Here is a 17,196-nt window from a genome sequence, read left to right as displayed (position 1 = left end):
GAGAGGATGGTGCACCCGTGAGCGTCTCGATCCTCGGCGTCCGGCACCACGGCCCCGGCTCGGCGCGCGCCGTGCGGGCGGAGCTCGAACGCCTCCGTCCCGACCTGATCCTCATCGAGGGACCGCCGGAGGCCGACGCGCTGGTCGCGCTCGCGCCCGAGCTGGAGCCACCGGTCGCGCTGCTCGCGCACGTGCCGGGCAAGGCGTCCAGCGCGGCCTTCTGGCCGTTCGCGGGGTTCTCGCCCGAGTGGCAGGCGATCTTGTACGGTACGACGGCCGGCATCCCGGTCCGCTTCTGCGACCTCCCGGCGTCCCACAGCCTGGCCGAACCTGAGCCCGAGGTGGTTCCCGAGCCTGCTCCTGGCCCCGAGCCCGCGCCCGATGCCGATCCCGAGGGCCTGCGGGTCGATCCGATCGGCGCGCTCGCCAGGGCGGCCGGTTACGACGACCCCGAGCGGTGGTGGGAGGACGTCGTCGAGCACCGGGGCGACACCCCGTTCGAGGTGATCGCCGAGGCCATGGCCGCCGTCCGCGAGGGCCACGAGCCCGGCGAGCGAGAGGCCAGGCGCGAGGCGTACATGCGCAAGACCCTCCGCACCGCCATCAGACAGGGCCACGACCGCATCGCGGTGATCTGCGGCGCCTGGCACGTCCCCGCCCTGACCGCCCCTCTGCCCCCGGCCAAGGCCGACGACGCGCTCCTGCGCGGCCTGCCTAAGGTGAAGGCCCAGCTGACGTGGGTGCCGTGGACGTACGGGCGGCTGGCCTCGTGGAGCGGCTACGGCGCGGGCATCTCCTCGCCCGGCTGGTACCACCACCTGTTCACCGCCCCCGACCGTCCCGTCGAACGCTGGCTGGCCGAGGCGGCGGCGGTGCTGCGTGAGGAGGGCCTGCCGGTCTCGTCCGCGCACGTCATCGAGTCCGTACGGCTCGCGCACAGCCTGGCGACCCTGCGCGGACGCCCGCTGGCCGGGCTCGGCGAGGTCACCGAGGCGGCCAGGGCGGTCTTGTGCGAGGGCGACGACCTGGCGGTGGAGCTGATCCAGCGGCGCATGGTCGTCGGCGACCGGCTCGGTCACGTCTCCGACGGCACGCCCATGGTGCCGCTCCAGCGCGACCTGCGTGAGCAGCAGCGGCGGCTCAAGCTGAAGCCGGAGGCGCTCGACCGCGAGTTCGGCCTCGACCTGCGTAAGCCGCTCGACCTCGATCGCAGCCGCCTGCTGCACCGGCTGCGGCTGCTCGGCGTCGAGTGGGGGGTGCTGGGGCAGGCCAGGGGCAAGGGGACGTTCAGGGAGACGTGGACGTTGCAGTGGCGGCCCGAGTTCGACCTGGCGCTCGTCGAGGCGGCGGCTCTCGGCATCACGGTCGCCTCGGCCGCCGCCCAGCGGGCCCGCGACCTCGCCTCGGCGGAGTCGGTGACGCTGGCCGACCTGACCGGGCTGGTCGAACGCTGCCTGCTGGCCGACCTGCCGGAGGCGTTGCCCGAGGTGCTGGCCGCCCTGTCGGCCAAGGCCGCGCTCGACACCGACGTCACCCACCTGATGGCCGCGCTGCCCGCGATGGTCCGCGCCCACCGCTACGGCGACGTGCGCGGCACCTCGGCCGAGGGGTTGGCGGTGATCGTACGTTCCATGCTCGACCGCATCTGCGTCGGCCTGCCCGTCGCGGTCACCGGCCTCGACGACGAGGCGGCGGCCGCACTCCTGAGCGGCGTCGACGCCGTCCACACGGCCGTCGCCCTGATGTCAGAGGAGCCCACCGGGCCCTCACCGGAAGCTCCCCAAGAGGAGGCCGCCGGGCAGGAGACGGCGGCGCCGGTCGTTCGTCAGGCGTCGCCGCGTAGTCGGTGGCTGGTCACGTTGCGTGGGGTGAGTGACCGTCCCGACCTGCACGGGCTGATCGAGGGACGGCTGACCAGGATCCTGCTCGACGCGGGGGAGCTCGACGACGCCGACGCCCGGATGTCGCGGGCGATGTCCAGAGGGCACGCGCCCACCAGGGCCGCTTCGTGGATCGAGGGCTTCCTGGGCGGCGGCGGGCTGCTGCTCGTGCACGATCCCAGGCTGCTGGGCCTGGTCGACACCTGGCTGACCGGGCTTGACGGCGAACAGTTCATCGACGTGCTGCCGCTGCTCCGCCGTACGTTCGGGGGCTTCGCCGCACCGGAACGCAGGGCGATCGGCGAGCGCGTCCGATCGGCGGAGCGGGCCGAGCGGGTGGGGGAGCAGGACGTGGACGAACAGCGGGCGGAGCCGGCCGCGCGGACCGTACTGGCGATCTTGGGGAGAGCGCGGATCGACGGGAGGGACCATGGCTGAGCCGATGGATGAGCGCCTGCGCAGGTGGCGGCTGGTGCTGGGCGGTGGCGACGCCGACGGCATCTGTTCCGGAGGTCAAAGCGGAGGTCAAAGCGGAGGCCAAGGCGGCGGTCTCCAGGGGGCCGACGCGGACATGGACCGGGCGCTGGCCGCCGTGTACGACCGCGACGGCGGCCTGGGCGCGTCGGCGCCCCGGGTGGCGCGGTGGCTGGGCGACATCAGGACCTACTTCCCGTCGACCGTCGTCCAGGTCATGCAGAAGGACGCGATCCAGCGGCTCAACCTCACCAGGCTGCTGCTCGAACCCGAGATGCTGGAGGCCGTCGAGCCCGACGTACACCTGGTCGGCACGCTGCTCGCGCTCAACCGGGTCATGCCCGATCAGGCCCGTGAGTCGGCCAGGGCCGTGGTGCGCAAGGTCGTACAGGAGCTCGAACGCAGGCTCGCCCAGAAGACCAGGGCCGCCGTCACCGGCGCGCTCGACCGCTCGGCCAGGACCCACCGGCCCAAGCGGGTGTCCGACATCGACTGGGACCGGACGATCAGGGCGAACCTCAAGAACTACCTGCCCGAGAAGAACACGGTCGTGCCGTCGCGGCTCGTCGGCTACGCGCGCAGGCAGCGGTCCGTGCAGCGCGAGGTGGTGCTGGCCATCGACCAGAGTGGGTCGATGGCCGCCTCGGTGGTGTATTCGAGTGTGTTCGGCGCCGTGCTGGCCTCGATGCGGTCGCTCAAGACGTCGCTCGTGGTGTTCGACACGGCTGTGGTCGATCTGACGGATCAGCTGCATGATCCGGTCGAGCTGCTGTTCGGCACGCAGCTCGGCGGTGGTACGGACATCAACCGGGCCATCGCCTACAGCCAGGGCCTCATCACCCGCCCGGCCAACTCGATCTTCATCCTCATCAGCGACCTCTACGAGGGCGGGGTGCGGCAGGAGATGCTGCGCAGGGTCGCCGCGATGACCCAGGCGGGCGTCCAGGTGATCGTGCTGCTGGCGCTCTCGGACGAGGGCGCGCCCTTCTACGACCACGAGAACGCCGCCGCGCTGGCCGCGATGGGGGTGCCCGCCTTCGCGTGTACGCCCGACGCGTTCCCGGACCTGATGGCCGCCGCTATCGAGCGCCGCGACATCGCCCAGTGGGCCGAACGGCACATCGGCCTGGGTTCTTCATAGCGAAAAGGGCCGCGACGCGAGGTCGCGGCCCTTTCCAGCGGGGTCAGTGCCCGGCGTGCTCCGCGAGGGCCTTGCGAGGCAGCAGGTACGCCAGGACGAAGGTCAGCGCCAGCAGCCCGATCTCCACCCAGACGGTGACCTGCATCGCCGAGCCGAAGCTCCACTGGCTCTTGAGCAGGTCGAAGAAGAGCGTGCCCAGCAGAGCGCTGCCGAGCGCGCCGCCGAGCTGCTGGGTCGCGGTCAGCGTGCCCGAAGCCGAGCCCGACTCGTGCGGCTCGACTCCCGAGAGCACGATGTCGAAGAACGGCGCCATGGTCAGACCCATCCCGATGCCCACGAAGGCCAGACCGGGGGCCAGCTGCCAGGGGCTGATGTCGGTCCCGGCCAGGTGGATGGTCACGCCCAGCACCGCCGCGCCCACCGCCATGACCGCGGTGCCGATCTGCAGCAGGCCGCGGCCGAGCTTCTCCTGCAGGCCCGACATGGCCAGACCGAAGCCGACCACGCCGCCGATGGCCTGCGGCAGGCCGGTGAGGCCGGCCTTGAGCGGGCTGTAACCGAGGCCGACCTGGGTGTAGAGGGTGAAGACGAGGCTGAGGCCGATCATGCCGGTGAAGAAGGCCAGCCCGGCCACCAGCCCGCCGGTGAAGGCGCGCTTGCGGAACAGGCTCGGCGTGATCAGCGGGTCCTTGCCGGATGCGGCGCGGCGGCTCTCGTACCGGCCGAACACGGCGAACACCACGATCGAGGCGGCCATCGACACGAACGTCCAGGCGGGCCAGTCCAGATCGCGGCCCTGGATGAGCGGGAAGATCAGCAGGAACGCGGCGGCCGACACCAGCAGCATGCCGACCAGGTCGAGCCGGGTGGCGTTGGAGAGCCTGAACTCCGGCAGGAACCGGATCCCGGCCAGCGCGGCGGCCAGCCCGATGGGCAGGTTGATCAGGAAGATCATGCGCCAGCCGGTGCCGAACAGATCGGCGTCCACCAGCCACCCGGCCAGGATCGGGCCGCCCACGGACGAGATCGTCATGACCGGGCCGAACATGCCGAACGCCTTGCCCATCTCCTTCGGCGGGAACATCTCCTTGATCAGGCCGAGCCCCTGCGGCAGCATCACGGCGCCGAACAAGCCCTGCACGACCCGGCTGGCGATCAGCATCTCCGGGTTGGCGGCGATCCCGCACAGCAGCGAGGCGGCGGTGAAGCCCAAGGCGCCGATCACGAACATGCGCTTGCGGCCGTAGAGGTCGCCGAGCCGGCCGCCGGTGATCAGGCCGACGGCCATGGCCAGCGTGTAACCGGCCACCAGCCACTGCACCATGCTCGACGAGCCGCCCAGATCCTTCTGGATGGTCGGTGCGGCGATGGAGGTGACCAGCGCGTCCAGCAGGTCCATGACCTCGGCGGCCAAGATGACGAACAGCGCGACCCAGCGCCAGCGGTAAGGCTGGACCTCCGAGGCCGCTTGGGGGGCGGTGACGGTCATGTGGACTCCTTGGCTAGAACACCGTTCTTTCAACGAACATCGTTCGCTACGAACACCGTTTTAGTGGCGAACGACGTTCGTGTCAAGTACAGTGTTCGTCATGGGAAGCAACGAAGACGTCCCGACCCCGCCGTGGCGCAAGGCGCGTAAGCCGGTCCAGCTCAAGCCGCAGCTGAGTCAGGACCTGATCGTCGAGACGGGGCTGCGGATCATGGACGCCGAGGGCCTCGACGGGCTGAGCATGCGCCGCGTCGCGCAGGAGCTCGACACCGGGCCCGCCTCGCTCTACGCGCACGTCGCCAACAAGGAAGAGCTCCTGGAGCTCATCTACGACCGGGTGCTCGGCGAGATCCGGCTGGCCGAGCCCGACCCGGCCCGCTGGAAGGAGCAACTACGCGATTACGCGATGGAGTGGTACCGGGTGCTGGGCAGCCACGCCGACGTGGCCAGGGCCGCGCTGGCCAGAATCCCCACCGGCCCGAACGCGCTGCGGATCAGCGAACAGGTCTTCGGCCTGCTCCTCGATGCGGGCATGCCGCCCCGTGACGCCGCGTTCGCCGTCGACCGGCTCGCCCTCTACGTCTCCGGCGACGCCTTCGAGGGCTCGCTGCACTTCGCCAAGATCCGCGCTGCGGGCGTCAGCATGGAGGAATACTTCAGGACGTTCGTCGGCACCATCGAGAGCTACTACCGCTCGCTGCCTCCCGAGCGGTTCCCGCACATCACCAAGCACCTCGACGCACTGATGGGCGGCGACGGTCGCGCCCGCTTCGAGTACGGCCTCGATCTGCTCCTCGACGGCCTGGAGGCCCGGATGCCTTAGGCCCAATGGCCTAGGGCCGCCGCCCGATGTGCTGACCAGGGTGTCCGCCATAGCGTGCCGGACATGACCACAACTGTTGAAGCACCTCCCGTCAGCGTGGTGTCGGCGAAATATCGGGCGCTCAGCGTGGGGCTGGTGGCGCTCGTCATGCTGGTGGCGTTCGAGGCGATGGCGGTGGCGACGGCGATGCCCGTCGTGGCGCGCGAGCTCGGCGGCATGCACCTGTACAACCTGGCCTTCAGCGCCACCCTCGCCGCCAGTGTGATCGCCACCGTGCTCGGCGGCAGATGGAGTGATGTGAAGGGCCCGCTGGTGCCGGTCGGGTCCGGCGTGGCGGCCTTCGTGGCGGGGCTGCTGGTGGCCGGGCTCGCGCCGAACATGGAGGTGTTCGTCGCCGGGCGGTTCATCCAGGGGCTCGGCGCGGGCCTCATCCAGGTGTCCCTGTACGTGCTCGTGGCCAGGGTCTATCCGGGTGAGATGCATCCCAAGGTGTTCGCGCTGTTCTCGGCCGCCTGGGTGGTGCCCTCCATGGTCGGGCCGGCCATCGCGGGGTTCGTGGTGGAGAACGCCGACTGGCGGTGGATCTTCCTCGGCGTCTCCCTGATCGTCGTGCCCAGCGCGCTGCTGCTCTGGCGCGGCACCGCGGGCGCCGGCCTGAGCGGCGGCAACGCCGAGCCCGCCCCCGGTCTCGGGCGCAAGCTGATCTGGGCCACGCTGACCGCCGTGGCCGCCGCGTTGATCCAGTACGGCAGCGCGCTCCAGCTCCGCGGCCTGCCCCTGCTCGCGGCCGGGATCGTCCTGCTGGCCGTGTCCCTGCCCAGGCTGCTGCCCCGCGGCTCGCTCAGGGCCGCCCGCGGGCTGCCGACCGCCCCCGTGCTCCGCGGCCTGGCCTACGGCTCGCTGATGGCGGCCCAGGTCCTCATCCCGCTCATGCTGATCAACGAGCGTGACCTGACGCCCACCGGCGCGGGCATCGTCCTGACCGTCGGCGCGCTCGGCTGGTCCACCGGGTCCTGGGTCAAGGGCCGCGGCGTCATCAGCCACCTGGCCGCCCTGCGCGGCGGCGCCATCATGATCGCCACCGGCATCGCGCTGATGTCGCTCGTGCTGATCGACTCCGTGCCGATCGCTCTGGCGTACGTGGCCATGGCCATCTCCGGGCTCGGCATCGGCGCGCTGCACCCCACGGTGTCCGTACTGGTGCTGGAGATGTCCGCGTCGGGGGAGGAGGGCCAGAACACCGCGGCCCTCGGCGTCGGCGAGTCCGTGTTCACCGTCGTCGCCGTCGCGGTCACCGGAGCCCTGTTCACGGCCACCGGCGAGACCTATCTGGTGGGCCTGGCCTTCACCTTCGCCCTCGCCGTGCTCGCCGCTGCCGTGGCTCCGCGTTTTGCCCAGCACACGAAGGCAGGCACACTGGAAGGAGTCGATGCGTAGAAGTGGGGTTACATGCCGCGAGTGCGGGAGCTAGAGGTCTTCCGGCTGGTTCTGCCGTACGGCAGGCGGACGGAGAGCCTGCTCGTCAAGCTCACCGACTACGCCGGCATGACCGGCTGGGGTGAGGCGCTGGCCCCCCAGCCCAAGACCTGGACCCAGTTGGAGGAGTCGCTGGGCGCCCAGCTCATCGGCGTCGACTGGGAGCACCCCGACGCCGTCCCGATCAGTGACCCGGCCGTCGACATGGCCTGCTGGGACCTGTGGACCAGGATGCGCGGCGTCCCGCTCGCCGAGGCGATCGGCGGCACCCGCACCTCCCTGGTGGCGACCGTCCGGCTCGAACCCGATCCCTCCCTGGAAAGCCTGGTCTCACGGGTCAACCAGCAGGTCTGCGCGGGCTACGGCCACGTGACGCTCGACGTCCGTCCCGGCTGGGACGTCGAGCCGGTACGGGCCGTACGGCTCGCCTATCCGGCCCTGACGCTGGCCGTCGACGGCGGGTGCGCCTACTCCGAGGGCGGCCAGCTCGCGGCCCTCGACTCCTACGGCGTCGAGGTCATCGAACGGCCCTTCCCCATCGGCGACGTCTACGCGCACGCCGCGCTGCAGGACCAGGTGGCGGCGTCGGTGGCGGTCGAGGTGCGCTCGTCGGCGGAGCTCGACGACTACCTGACGCTGCGGGCCGGGCGGGTGCTGCTGCTGCGGCCCACCGCCTTCCGCTCGCTCAGCGAGGCCCGCCGGGCGCACGACCGGGCCGCCGCGGCCGGCTGGGACATCCAGTGCGCGGGCGGCCAGGGCGCCGGGCTGGCCCGGGCGGCCACGGTGGCGGTGGCCAGCCTGCCGGGGTGCACGCTGCCGTGCGACGTGACGCAGCCGCCACGCAACAACCAGATCGTGACCCCGATCGTGGGGGCGAACGGCGGGGTGGTGGCGGTCCCGCTGACGCAGGCGGGCCTGGGACACGTCATCGACGAGACCCGGGTACACCGGATGGCCAAGGACTCCTTTCGCGCGTGACGGCTACGTGATCTAGCCCATCTACCTTTATCCCGAAATTTCGCGATAGAGGGACTTGTAGTGCTGTTGGCGGTGCCGACCCTCGCCACATGCCTGATTGCCGGAGCCATGGCCTGGTGGCCTCGGGGCAGGTGGAGATACCCGCGCTTGCCTCTGGACGATCATCCGCGGCTTCGTCGCGTCCTCGACTCGGCGTTCGAGGAGGCGGGCTGGCGGCCCACCTCGGTCAAGGTCCGCCTGAGCGCCTGGCCCGCGCCACGCGGCGCGCGTTGATGGTCGACAAGGCCTTCTACTGGCATCTCCGCCGATACGCGCTCCCGGCGATGTCGCCTGACTGGGGCTACGTCCCCGACATCTATCGGACCTTCCTATGGAAGATCAAGGAAGACGGTCTGCTCGCGCGGATGCAGCCCAACGTCGACGTCTACCTGGCCGAGAAGATGGACCGGTACGAGGCGAGCCTGTTCCAGGAGCTCGGATGGAGCGCCGGCGAGCTCGTCGACCCGGTGGTCGATCCGGTCGTCTCCGGCGTCGCGGAGAAGCTGGAACGTCGGCTCGGGCAGGTCGTCCTGTGGGAGAGCACCAAGGCCGCCAACCCCCGCATCCCGCCCCTCTCCCTGCATGACGTGCCCTGGGAGTCGTGGGGCTCGATACACGCGCACGACCGGGAACAGATCATCGCCGCCGCGCGCACGCTGCTCGGGCGGGAGGCCACCACACGCGACGTCGTCCAACTGGCCGTCGACGGCAGGGCGGGCGAGCTCTCCTGGGGGCACGCTGAGCCGTGCCCTCATCCCAGCCCGGCCGTCTGCGTGCTGATCCCGTGCTTCGACGGCGCGCTGCGGCGGATGGGCTACGTGGCAGAGGCCCTCCAGCACCGCAGCCTTGTCGGGCCTCTGGGCGATACGGTCGATGTGGTGGCACTGGCTGATAGAGCAGGGCAGGGATTGCCGTACGGACTCGAACTTGGAGGATCTGTGACGGAAAGAGACCCGGACGCGGATTCCCGGCGGCTGGCGGCGGAGTCGCTGGCGGCCGGCGATGCGACGGGCTGGTTCGAGCGCCTGTACGCGGAGTCGGAGACGGGCGAGGCGATCGTCCCGTGGGATTCGCAGAGCCCCCACCCGCTGCTCGTTGAGTGGCTCCCAATGGAACCGGGCTCGGGCTCGGAGGCGGGAGCGGCTCGTCGAGTGCTGGTGGTCGGGTGCGGGCTCGGTGACGACGCCGAGTACCTGTCGCGGTTCGGCTACGACACGGTCGCCTTCGACGTCAGCGAGTCGGCCGTACGCCTGGCCAAGGAGCGCTTCCCGGCCTCCACGGTGGACTACCGCGCCGCCGACCTGCTCGCCCCGCCTGCCGAGTGGCGCCACGCGTTCGACCTGGTGGTGGAGATCATGACCGTCCAAGCACTGCCGGAACACCTCCACGCACCGGCCATCGCCTCGGTCGCCGGCTTCGTCCGGCCGGGCGGCGCGCTCCTGGTGATCGCCTCGGCCCGCGAGGAGGGCGGCCCGGTGTTCGCCCCGCCATGGCCCCTCACCCCGTCCGAGATCGCGTCCTTCGCATCCGACGGCCTGGTAGAGGACCACATCGAGGACCTCCGCGACCCGGAACGCCACCGCTGCCGCGCCACCTTCCACCGCCCCGCCGCCGCCTGACGCAGGTTCCGTCGCGGCGGCGGAGCGAAGCGTCGACCGAGCCGAAAATCAGAAGCGATTCTGGAAACGCAAGCATGCCGGGAATCGCCGTCCGACACGAGTAGGCTGCGACGCCGTGAGTACGGGCAACAACCCCGAGGCGGCGCTAGGTCAACGGCACCGGGCGGTGGGAGTTCGAGCACCTGGCACGGATGGTGGAGAGCACCTTCCGCCCGGCCGCCGACGGCCCCCCGCCCAGCGTCTTCGTCCCGCGCGGCTGACCCGTCTACCACGGGCCGCCTAGGCCAGCGCCGCCTCCAGCAGAAGCGCTCCGGCGCCCAGGAGGGCGGCGTCTCGGCCGGCGCGGGCCGGGGCGATCTCCAGGTCGCGGGTCGCCAGGGGCAGGCAGCGTTCGTAGACCGCCGCTCTGATGGCGGTGATCAGTGGTTCCGCGGCCGACAGGCTGCCGCCCACCGCGATCACGTCCGGGTTGAAGAAGTTGACCAATACCGTGAGGACCTCGCCGATCCGCCGGCCCGCGCCCCGTACCAGGCTGGTGGCCTCGGGGATCGCGTCGTTCACCAGGCCCACGATGTCCGCCGGGCGCGCCACCTTGATCCCGGCGTCCGCAAGGGCCGACATGAGGGCGGCGCCGCTGGCGTACGCCTCCAGGCAGTCGGGGTGGCCGCAGGCGCACAGGACGGAGGAGTCGGAACGTACCCGCACGTGGCTGATGTCGCCCGCCGCGCCCCGGCCCCGGTGCAGGTGGCCGTTGACGATCACGCCGCAGCCGATGCCGGTGCCGGCCTTGAGCACCATGAGGTTGTCGCAGCCGGGCCAGTGCCTGGCCTCGCCGGCGGCCATCAGGTTGGCGTCGTTCTCGACGAGGATCGGCAGATCGTAGCGGAGCCCCAGATGGTCGGCGACGGGGAAGTTGTTCCAGCCCGGCATGCGCGACGGCGTGACCACCCGGCGCGTCGCCGGGTCCACCGGGCCGGGGATGCCGGTGCCCACCCCGCGTAACGGCACGTCATCGGCCACATGTACGGCCAGCAGCTCGTCGAAGGCGTCCGACAGGAGGTCGAGCGTGGCCTCCGGGCCCCGGGCGATCTCGCAGGGGCGTTCCTCGATCACGAGCGGAGTGCCGCTGAGGTCGAGCAGCCCGAGCCGGGCATGGTGCGCGCCCAGGTCGGCGACCGCCAGCACCCCCGCCGACGCTGACAGGCGCAGCCGCCTGGGCCGCCGCCCGCCCCGCGACGTGCCCGAGCCCTCCTCGCCGAGCAGCCCCAACGCGATCAGCTCCTCGACCCGGAGCGACACGCTGGAGGCGGCCAGGCCCGATAAGCGGGCGAGGTCGGCCCGGGACTCGGCCTGGCCGGTGGCCACGAGCCGCAGCAGGTCCCCCTGTGCCCCGCTCACGGGCAGCCGCTGATCCATGTGAGAGGAATACCATGTCCAGACTTCCTGCGACAACGTATTGACTTAGTACGAAATCTCCCACTACGTTCCGCTTCATCTTCGATTTCGAAGGAAGTGGATGCTCAATGAAGAGACTGGTCGCTGCCGTCGCCGTTTCCCTGTTAGGCCTGGCGGCCTGCGGCGAGACGAGCAGCCCCGCCGTACCCGGAGCCGTACCGGAACAGGCCACGGCGAAGGATGACGTGCTCGCGCAGGCACCTGTCGCCGCCGCCGCGGACATCCTGCCCGGCTCCACCATGGAGAAGATCAAGCAGCGCGGCGAGCTGATCGTCGGCGGCTCGCTGGACGCGCCGCTGCTCTCCCAGCAGAACCCGGCCACCGGCGAGATCGAGGGCTTCGACGCCGATCTGGGCAAGGCACTGGCGAAGTACATCATCGGCCAGCCCAAGGTGAAGATCGTCAACTCGGCCTCGGAGACCCGCGAGGCGCTGCTCGCCAACGGCACCGTGGACGTCGTCTTCCAGACGTACACGATCACGCCGGAACGGGCGAAGCAGGTCGCGTTCGCCGGGCCCTACTACACCTCCGGTCTGACCATCGCGGTGAAGAAGGGCGCGACGGGCATCGCCAAGCCCGAGGACCTGAACGGCAAGAAGGTCCTCGCGGGTGCGAACACGCCGGCCATCCCGGCGATCAAGAAGTTCGCGCCGCAGGCCGAGATCATCACGTTCGGCAGCGACCCGGAATGCCTTCAGGCGCTCAAGCAGGACCGCGGCGTCGCCTACGTCCAGGACGAGACGCTGCTGATCGCCGACGCCAAGAAGGACCCGTCGATCCAGATCGTCACCAAGCCCTTCACCGTCGACCCGTACGGCATCGGGCTCAAGCACGGTGACGAGCAGTTCAAGACGTTCACCAACGCCTGGCTGAAGAAGATGCAGGACGCCGGGGCCTGGCAGAAGATCTGGAAGAACTCCATCGGCACGGTCGTCGTGGGCGATGCTCCGCAGCCGCCCCAGATCGGTTCCGTGCCGGGGTCCTGATGTCCGTGCTCCTCGACCACCTGCCCGAGCTGTGGCAGGGACTGCTCGTGACGTTCCAGCTCACCGCCGCGTCGTTCCTCGGCGCGGCGGTGCTGGGCGTGCTGGTCACCGCCCTGCGGGTGAGCCCGGTGCGAGTGCTGCGCGCCCTCGGCACCGCCTACGTGGAGACCTTCCAGAACCTGCCGCTGCTGGTCCTGCTCGTCCTGGCGTTCTTCGGCCTGCCGGAGATCGGGATCCAGGCCGACCTGCGGGTGACGGCCATCGCGGTGATCGCCGTGTACGAGGCCGCCTACATCGGCGAGGCGCTGCGGTCCGGCGTGAACTCGGTGGCCAAGGGGCAGGGCGAGGCGGCCCGCGCGATCGGACTGACGTTCGCCCAGTCGCTGCGGCACGTCATCCTGCCGCAGGCGCTGCGTACGGTGGTGCAGCCGATCGGCAACATCTTCATCGCGCTCACCATGAACACCGCGCTCGCGGCGGCCGTCGGCGTCGTCGACCTGACCGCGGCGGCGAACCGGGTGAACCTCCTCGAAGCCCAGCCCATCCCGATCTTCGTCGGCGCGGGCGCGGCGTACGCGCTGATCGCCGCCTGCGCGGGCTTCGTGACCGGGCGCCTCGAACGACGACTGGTGATCCTGCGATGAGTACCGCTCTGTTCGACGAGCCGGGCCCTCGGGCGCGGCGGCGCATCCGGATCGCGACCGTCGTCGGCACCCTCGCCGCCCTGGCGCTGCTCGCGCTGGCGGTCCGGCAGTTCGCCGCCAACGGGCAGCTCGACGCCGCGCGCTGGCAGCCGTACGCCACCTGGCCCATGTGGCGATATCTCCTGACCGGGCTGTGGTCCACCGCGCTGGCCGCGGTCGTCTCGGCCGCGCTCGCGATGGCGTTCGGGCTGGTGCTGGCCCTGGGCCGGCTGTCACGCCACCGTTTCCTGCGCGTCCCCGCCGCCGCCTACGTCGAGGTGGTCAGGACCATCCCGGCCCTGCTGCTGGTGTACGTGGTGCTGTTCGCGCTGCCGAAGTACGGGCTGGACCTGCCGCTGTTCTGGAAGCTCGTGGTGCCGCTGTCGGTGTCGAACGCGGCGGCGTTCGCCGAGATCTTCCGCGCCGGGATCCGCTCCATCGAGCGCGGCCAGGGCGAGGCGGGCCTGGCGATCGGCCTCACCCACGGCCAGGCCATGCGCCTGATCGTGCTGCCGCAGGCCGCCCGCCGGGTGCTGCCCTCGATCGTCAGCCAGTCGGTCGGGCTGCTCAAGGACACCGCGCTCGGATACGTCGTCAGCTACGCCGAGCTGCTCTACAGCGGCAAGGTCCTGGCCGCGTACAACGGCTACCTCATCCAGACCTACCTCGTCGTCGCGCTGGTCTACCTGGTGGTCAACGCGTCGCTGTCCAAACTGGCCCGTACGCTGGAGGCCCGCCGGCGAGCGGGCCCCGGCATCCCCCGAAGGAGATTCACCCGTGCCTGAACTCGCCCTCCTCGCCGAGGTCGTGCGCTCCGGGTTCGTCGAGAGCGTCCACTACGGCAGCGCCGTCGGACTGGACCCGTCGGGTAAGCCCGAGGTCGCGCTCGGCCGGGTGGACACGCCGGTGCTGCCCCGCTCGTCGGGCAAGCCGTTCCAGGCGCTCGCCTGCCTCGTCGCGGGCGCCGCCCTTGCCGGACCGAGCCTGGCGATCGCCGCGGGCAGTCACACGGGCGAGGACTTCCACGTACGGCTGGTCGGCGAGCTGCTGGCCGACTACGGCCTGGACTTCGGGGCGCTCGGCTGCCCGGCGACCTGGCCGGAGGACGAGGCCACCCTGCACGCGCTGATCAGGCAGGGCCAGGGCGTCTCCCGCGAGCGGATGAACTGCTCGGGCAAGCACGCCGCGATGCTGGCCGCCGCCGTGGCCAACGAATGGGACGTGGACTCCTACCTGGCCGCCGAGCACCCGGTGCAGCGCAAGGTGCGCTCGATCACCGAGGACCTGGCGGGGGAGAAGGTCGCCCACGTGGCCGTGGACGGCTGCGGGGCGCCGGTGTTCGGGCTCTCGCTGACCGGCCTGGCGCGGGCCGTGCAGGCGCTCGTGCTCGCCGCGCCGGGCAGCGCGCCCCGCCAGGTCGCCGACGCTATGCGCGAGCACCCCGAGTACGTCGGCGGGACCGGCCACCAGAACACCGAGCTCATGCGTGCCCTACCCGGCTCCTTGGCCAAGGGCGGCGCGGAAGGGGTGCTGGTCGTGGCGACGGCCTCCGGGCACTCGGTCGCGGTCAAGGTCATCGACGGCAGCCCGCGCGCCACCACGGTCATCGCCCTGGCCGTGCTCCGCGAGATGGGCTGCGAGGTGTCCTCGGCCGCCGCGTTCGAGAGCGTGGCCGTGCTCGGCGGTGGCGCGCCGGTCGGCCGGATCGTCACGCCGAGCCGCAGCCCTCGGTAAGGGTCTTGGTGGGGTCGCTCTCTTTCGGCTTCTTGGGAGCCTTCGACGGCGACTTCGACGGCGACGGCGACGAAGAGGGCGCCGCGGAGGCCGTGGCCGCGACGGGACGGCTGGCCGCGGAGTCGCGGATGGCCTTCTCGGTGATGGTGCGGATCTTCGCCCAGTCGGGGTAGGCGGTGCTGATCAGCGGCGGTACGAACTGGACGCTCGTCACCTTGGCGTTCTTGACGGTCAGCGCCAGCGGCACCAGGTGCTTGAGCATCGGCCGCGGGATGTCGGTCTTGATCAGCTCCTTGGTGGCGAACGCGATCTTGTTGAACCGGGTCAGCACCGTCGCCGGATCGGCCTGGTCGAGCAGCGCGCCGATCACGCAGCGCTGACGGCGCATCCGCGTGAAGTCATCGCTGAAGGTGCGCGAGCGGGCGTACCACATCGCATCGGCGCCCTTCAGCTTGCGCGTGCCCGCCTTGACCAGGCCCTCGTTGTACTTGCCGAACACCACGTCCTGCTCGACCGTGATCCGGACCCCGCCGATCGCGTCGATCAGCCGGGCGAACCCCCACATGTTGACCAGCGCGTACCAGTCGACCTTGAGCCCGAGCGTGTAGCCGATCGTGTCCATCAGCACCCGGGGGCCCTGGTGCTGCTTGCCGCCGAAGATCTCCGGATGCGCGTCGGCGTACTCCCAGACGCTGTTGAGCAGGTCGCTGCGGCCACCGCCGGGATCGGGCGGCAGCCGGAACCCGTTCGGGAAGTGCTGGGCCATCGGCGTGCCCGGCCGGAACCGTACGTTCTCCAGGTTGCGCGGCAGGCTGACCAGCACGGTGTTGCCGGTCTTCACGTCGATGGTGGCCAGGTTCATGCTGTCGGTGCGCACGCCGATCCTGTTGTCGTCGGCGTCGCCGCCGAGCAGCAGGATGTTCACCCTGGTGCGGCCCGCCCACGGATCCTCGGGGCGGATCTTCTCCCCGGCCTGCGGGTCGGGGGCGCCGTCGGCGCTGCCGTCGTTCACGAAGATGTCGTTGAGCGCCTGCCGATACGTCCAGACGAAGTTCGCGCCCACCCCGAACGGCAGCACGACCACGACGGCGAGCAGTCCCGCGAAGGTGCCCGCCAGAATCTGGCCGCTCTGCGGCAGGCCGCCGGGCCGCAGCACGATGAACGAGTGGACGATCAGGGCGAACCATGCCACCCCGAGCACGGCGGCGCCGGCGGCCACCCCCGTCAGCCAGCTGTTCTCCTGCAGCTCGCCCAGCAGGTTGTCGGTGCTCAGCCGGACGGCGAGCAACGCGAGCAGACCGGCCGCGTAACAGCCGAGCAGTGTCAGCCCCGTCTTACGCCACCCGGCGCGCAGATGCGCCGCTCCCGGCGCGATCACGGCGAGCGCCAGCCAGCCGAGAACCGCCCATGCCCGCACCGGTTTAGTTGCCTGCCTCACGCCATCCCCGTTTCCCCGCGAACTTCACCGTAGGCCGAATCGAGGCGGCAGCCTATGGACAGAATACGAAATATGTCTCGAGGGGAGAGTGAACATTAGTAGCCGAATAAGATTCGGTACATGTCCTTCTCCCAGATCGAGTACGGCGTGACGGACCGGATCGCCACGATCACATTGAAGCGTCCCGAACGGCTCAACGCGTTCACCTTTACGATGCGCGGAGAGTTGGTAAAGGCTTTTGACCTCGCGGATGACGATGACGAGGTACGCGCCGTCGTGGTCACCGGCGCGGGCCGGGCCTTCTGCGCCGGGGCCGATCTGAGCGGCGGCGGTGACACCTTCAGTCACCGGGAGCCTGGCGAGCTGGTGGAGGGTTCACCGCGTGATGGTGGCGGCACGGTCGCGCTGCGTATCGCCCGATCGCTCAAGCCGGTCATCGGCGCCATCAACGGCCCCGCCGTGGGCGTGGGCGTCACGATGACGCTGCCGATGGACATCAGGCTCGCCGCCGACACCGCCAAGTTCGGCTTCGTCTTCGCCCGCAGGGGGATCGTCACCGAGGCCGCGTCGAGCTGGTTCCTGCCCAGGCTCGTCGGCATCGCGCAGGCCATGGAGTGGGCCGCCACCGGGCGGGTGTTCCCCGCGTCCGAGGCGCTGGCGGGAGGTCTCGTGTCCCGCGTGCTGCCCGCCGAGGAGCTGCTGCCCGCCGCCTACGCGCTCGGCCGGGAGATCGCCGGCAACACCTCCGCCGTGTCGGTCGCCGCGATCCGCCGGCTGATGTGGTCGGGGCTGTCGGCCTCGTCGCCGTGGGAGGCGCACGCGGCCGACTCCCGGCTGATGGCCGAGCTCGGGTCCGCGCCCGACACCGTGGAAGGGGTGACGGCGTTCCTGGAGAAACGGCCGGCCGAGTTCCCGATGAAGATCAGTGAGGACCTGCCAGACGGTGTGCCGACATGGCCGGTAAATCCTTATGGTGGCTAA

At 70.8% G+C, this 17,196-nt stretch carries 15 protein-coding genes; 12 read left to right on the top strand and 3 right to left on the bottom strand.

Annotated elements, in window-relative coordinates:
- The first annotated feature begins 17 nt into the window (after positions 1-17).
- Positions 18-2,318, top strand: a complete 2,301-nt coding sequence (locus AB0B91_RS01610) for a DUF5682 family protein (RefSeq protein WP_358313545.1) — start codon at positions 18-20, stop codon at positions 2,316-2,318.
- On the top strand, positions 2,311-3,495 hold the full coding sequence (locus tag AB0B91_RS01605; protein ID WP_358313542.1) for a VWA domain-containing protein: 1,185 nt from the start codon (positions 2,311-2,313) through the stop codon (positions 3,493-3,495). The genes AB0B91_RS01610 and AB0B91_RS01605 overlap by 8 nt, the downstream gene beginning before the upstream one ends.
- Before the next feature lie 43 nt (positions 3,496-3,538).
- Here AB0B91_RS01605 and AB0B91_RS01600 read toward each other — a convergent pair whose 3' ends face one another.
- The gene (locus AB0B91_RS01600; RefSeq protein ID WP_358313539.1) at positions 3,539-4,984 is read right to left on the bottom strand and encodes an MFS transporter; all 1,446 of its coding nucleotides are present in this window, start codon (positions 4,982-4,984) and stop codon (positions 3,539-3,541) included.
- A 100-nt stretch (positions 4,985-5,084) separates the two neighbouring features.
- Between AB0B91_RS01600 and AB0B91_RS01595 the strand changes: the two genes are divergently transcribed.
- The 5 genes from AB0B91_RS01595 (at position 5,085) to AB0B91_RS01575 (ending at position 9,919) form a co-directional block, all read left to right on the top strand.
- A complete protein-coding gene (locus tag AB0B91_RS01595) occupies positions 5,085-5,807 on the top strand; it encodes a TetR/AcrR family transcriptional regulator (protein WP_358313536.1) in 723 nt (240 codons plus the stop codon).
- Between the two features lie 63 nt (positions 5,808-5,870).
- A complete protein-coding gene (locus AB0B91_RS01590) occupies positions 5,871-7,244 on the top strand; it encodes an MFS transporter (protein ID WP_358313533.1) in 1,374 nt (457 codons plus the stop codon).
- A 12-nt stretch (positions 7,245-7,256) separates the two neighbouring features.
- Entirely contained in the window at positions 7,257-8,261 is a 1,005-nt protein-coding gene (locus AB0B91_RS01585) for an enolase C-terminal domain-like protein (RefSeq protein ID WP_358313530.1), read from the top strand.
- Between the two features lie 147 nt (positions 8,262-8,408).
- Positions 8,409-8,534: a hypothetical protein gene (locus AB0B91_RS01580; RefSeq protein ID WP_358313527.1), complete on the top strand. Its 126-nt coding sequence runs from the start codon at positions 8,409-8,411 to the stop codon at positions 8,532-8,534.
- On the top strand, positions 8,534-9,919 hold the full coding sequence (locus tag AB0B91_RS01575) for a class I SAM-dependent methyltransferase (protein WP_358315656.1): 1,386 nt from the start codon (positions 8,534-8,536) through the stop codon (positions 9,917-9,919). Before AB0B91_RS01580 ends, AB0B91_RS01575 begins: the two co-directional genes overlap by 1 nt.
- A 279-nt stretch (positions 9,920-10,198) precedes the next feature.
- Here the strand turns inward: AB0B91_RS01575 and AB0B91_RS01570 are convergent, their stop codons facing one another.
- Positions 10,199-11,335 (bottom strand): ROK family protein, encoded by a 1,137-nt coding sequence (locus AB0B91_RS01570; RefSeq protein ID WP_358313524.1) that lies wholly within the window; start codon positions 11,333-11,335, stop codon positions 10,199-10,201.
- Between the two features lie 107 nt (positions 11,336-11,442).
- Between AB0B91_RS01570 and AB0B91_RS01565 the strand changes: the two genes are divergently transcribed.
- Genes AB0B91_RS01565 through AB0B91_RS01550 form a run of 4 tightly spaced genes read left to right on the top strand, consistent with a single transcriptional unit; the run spans position 11,443 to position 14,777 of the window.
- A complete protein-coding gene (locus tag AB0B91_RS01565; protein ID WP_358313521.1) occupies positions 11,443-12,360 on the top strand; it encodes a glutamate ABC transporter substrate-binding protein in 918 nt (305 codons plus the stop codon).
- On the top strand, positions 12,360-13,004 hold the full coding sequence (locus tag AB0B91_RS01560; RefSeq protein WP_219536288.1) for an amino acid ABC transporter permease: 645 nt from the start codon (positions 12,360-12,362) through the stop codon (positions 13,002-13,004). Before AB0B91_RS01565 ends, AB0B91_RS01560 begins: the two co-directional genes overlap by 1 nt.
- Complete coding sequence (locus AB0B91_RS01555; RefSeq protein WP_358313517.1) at positions 13,001-13,828, top strand: amino acid ABC transporter permease; 828 nt, start codon at positions 13,001-13,003, stop codon at positions 13,826-13,828. The genes AB0B91_RS01560 and AB0B91_RS01555 overlap by 4 nt, the downstream gene beginning before the upstream one ends.
- The gene (locus AB0B91_RS01550; protein WP_358313514.1) at positions 13,821-14,777 is read left to right on the top strand and encodes an asparaginase; all 957 of its coding nucleotides are present in this window, start codon (positions 13,821-13,823) and stop codon (positions 14,775-14,777) included. Before AB0B91_RS01555 ends, AB0B91_RS01550 begins: the two co-directional genes overlap by 8 nt.
- Here the strand turns inward: AB0B91_RS01550 and AB0B91_RS01545 are convergent.
- Positions 14,752-16,215: an LCP family protein gene (locus tag AB0B91_RS01545; RefSeq protein ID WP_358313511.1), complete on the bottom strand. Its 1,464-nt coding sequence runs from the start codon at positions 16,213-16,215 to the stop codon at positions 14,752-14,754. The genes AB0B91_RS01550 and AB0B91_RS01545 overlap by 26 nt on opposite strands.
- Before the next feature lie 120 nt (positions 16,216-16,335).
- Between AB0B91_RS01545 and AB0B91_RS01540 the strand changes: the two genes are divergently transcribed.
- The gene (locus AB0B91_RS01540; protein ID WP_358313508.1) at positions 16,336-17,196 is read left to right on the top strand and encodes a crotonase/enoyl-CoA hydratase family protein; all 861 of its coding nucleotides are present in this window, start codon (positions 16,336-16,338) and stop codon (positions 17,194-17,196) included.

It is taken from the genome of Nonomuraea sp. NPDC049141 (genome assembly GCF_040648415.1).
Lineage (GTDB): Bacteria > Actinomycetota > Actinomycetes > Streptosporangiales > Streptosporangiaceae > Nonomuraea.
This window is presented reverse-complemented; position numbering and strand designations above follow the sequence as displayed.